Annotated in this window: 3 protein-coding genes; all 3 read right to left on the bottom strand. The window is 48.7% G+C overall.

Translation table 11 applies throughout. The features are described from left to right. The coding region (locus tag ABY802_RS16550; protein ID WP_372628221.1) for a polysaccharide biosynthesis/export family protein at nt 1-567 on the bottom strand (567 nt) is incomplete at its 3' end. Nucleotides 568-789: 222 nt separating this feature from the next. Next, nucleotides 790-1,329: a transcription/translation regulatory transformer protein RfaH gene (rfaH, locus tag ABY802_RS16555; protein WP_372628222.1), complete on the bottom strand. Its 540-nt coding sequence runs from the start codon at nt 1,327-1,329 to the stop codon at nt 790-792. Nucleotides 1,330-1,345: 16 nt separating this feature from the next. Continuing rightward, a partial coding sequence (locus ABY802_RS16560; protein ID WP_372628223.1) for a capsule assembly Wzi family protein occupies nt 1,346-2,548 on the bottom strand: 1,203 nt, incomplete at its 5' end.

Below are 2,548 nucleotides of genomic sequence, written 5' to 3' on the forward strand. Positions count from 1 at the left end.
AACGCCAATTTTGGCGTTTTGCACCCGCTCAACAATAAGTTGGCGTGCCTCGTTAAAACGTAAACCGCTAACATTAACCAAACCAATATCGGGCAGACTAATGCTGCCATCGCGATTTACGGTGAGTTCTACATCGGTATTCTCTTTACCGAATAACTGCAGCACCAGGCTATCATCCGGGCCCAGAATATAACTGTCGGGTACCGGCACGTTGCTAACCGGGGCATAGGTACTTACTGCGCTGTTAAAAAGGTTAAGGCCGAAACGCTCGGACTGTTTGCTTTCAGCGGGGCGACTGTGTTGCTGGCCGTTACCACTTTGCTGCGGCATCTCTGGCACTGCTTGCTGCAAAGGCTCAACAGGCTCTGGTGTGCTGCTTCTGCTGGTTTGCGCACCGGTGATACTGGATAAATCGTACCCATACTGTTTGGCTAACCGTTCTTGCTCTGCACGCGGTAATTTTTGAAATTGTTCAATCATTGCCGGCGAAATAGCCTGTGCAGAGGCGGTAGCTGCAGTTAACCCTAAGGTTATTGCCAGAAAACTAAGTTGGACAAATCTAAGCACCCGGAAGCTCCGTAGTTGTTGTATTACAAAAATAGGTAAACAAAATACCGTATTGACCTAAAAGACATCAGGCCTTTGAGCACGCTACCGCCATTAGGTTACAGCACCCTAAAGGCTGATAGTAAACCGGCTTGTATTATAACGGCGTAAAAAGTTGCCGAATTCTACCTTTTTAAGCGGAATTAATCGAACACTATTGACGGTAATTTCCGCGCTACAGCGTTAGTTCGGCTGGTTTTTCACTATTTGCTGGTTATCCATACTGGTTTTTACCCACTGACCCAACAAGTTAAGTAACACCACGCTGCGCTTATCGCCTTCTGCCAGCTGATACACTGCCTCAATGCCGCTGAACGGGCCATTAAGCACAGTAAGCGGATCGCCGGCTTTAAACGGCTGGTTATTATTTTCCTGCTGCTGTTGTGCCAGCTGCTGCAGATTAAGCGAAGCAATTAAGCCGGCCGGCACCTGCGCAAGTTGCTGTCCAAACCGGACAAAATCTGAAATACCGCGGGTGCTGCGAATGCTACTGAGATTAAGTTGCTCACTGCTGATTTGTAAAAAAAGATACCGTGGAAACATTGGCTCGGTAACTTTTACCTGCTTACCGGCTTTTAGCTTATTCACTGTGAGTAAAGGCACAAAGCTGTTAAAGCCCTGATTCGCCAGATGCTGCTGCGCCCGCTGCTCTTGCCGGGGTTTGCAGTAAAGTAAGTACCAGGTATCTTTTCCGCTTGGTTTACCATACATATTGCCAGCCATATTACCAGCCCCTATATTACCAACGGTATTCCCAGCGTACGGCAATACCCTGGCTAAAGTCAGCATCGCCAACCTGCCCGGCTTCGCCCGAACGAATGGTGTCGCGGCTTATCTGGGCATCAATTGACAATAAGCCATTAACAAATTTAGTTTGATAGCCAGCCGCGAGCTGGCTGCGCTTGTTAAGTGGGATAGTAGCCACTAAAGCGGTGTTTTCGCTAAAGCTAGCCTGGCTGAGATTAACGTAAATGCTGCTACCATCGCGATAATGCAGTTCGCTACCCACTAACCAGCGCTTTGCCGGCTGGCCAAAAGGATTGTCGTGCTGCAGGCTTTGCCATTGTTGCATTTTATCTGCAACTTCTTTGTATTCAGCAACCAGCATAGCTTGCAAATGATGGTTGGCAATCAGGTATTCTGCCCCCGCCAGCCAGCCCGCGTTGCCATTATTCAGGCTTACTTCGGTGTAGGCTGCAGTGTTGCTGTTAATACTGTAGCGGCCATCTAAACTAACGCTGTTTATTCTGCCAGCTGGAAAAGTGTAACTGTATTCAGATAGAGGGCCATTTTGGATAGCGTCAGCCGGAACAATGTTATTCACGCTATGTAACTGCGAGGCACTGATGGCAAATTCAAACTGGCTAAGTGGTTTAATGTTTACCCTGGCGGCCAGCACCTTAGCATGGCGCAGCAAGGCACTACCGGGTTGTTCAGCCAGTAACAGCTGAATATTAACAGCCCCTAGTGGCTCTAGCACGCTTAGCAGCGGTGTATTGCTGTTTAACCGGCTAAGTTGTAACGCCTTTAATGGCCGGCCGGTATTACTGAAGTTAGCGCTGCTATCATAAGCAGGGCCCCACCACAGCTGTTGCTGCGCGGCGCTTAACACCCAGTTGCCGACGGTATAAGCCGCATAACTGCCATCCCAGCTGTTATTGGCTTCATAACCATTACTATAATGGCTGTCGGTGGATAACTGCTTATTAATGCCCACCGCCCAGTTTTTACCAATAAAATCGGTACTTATCCCGACTTCAGCCTGCTGCTGGTAGTGCCTGCCAAAGCCATTACTGGTTACCGGGTCGCTGCTGGCAGCAAGGCTGAAGGCTTTGATCCCAGATGTTTTGGCATAATTAGCCGCGGAAATAACCCGCAAATACGCAAATAACTGGCTGTCATTCATGCTGGCGGTATTAATATTGGCAAGATCACTAAGCAG

The organism is Arsukibacterium sp., from assembly GCF_041616895.1.
GTDB lineage: Bacteria > Pseudomonadota > Gammaproteobacteria > Enterobacterales > Alteromonadaceae > Alishewanella.

Excerpts from the sequence above, each read along its gene's own strand:
- rfaH (WP_372628222.1), bottom strand. The coding sequence starts at position 1,329 with ATGGCTGGCAATATGTATGGTAAACCAAGCGGAAAAGATACCTGGTAC.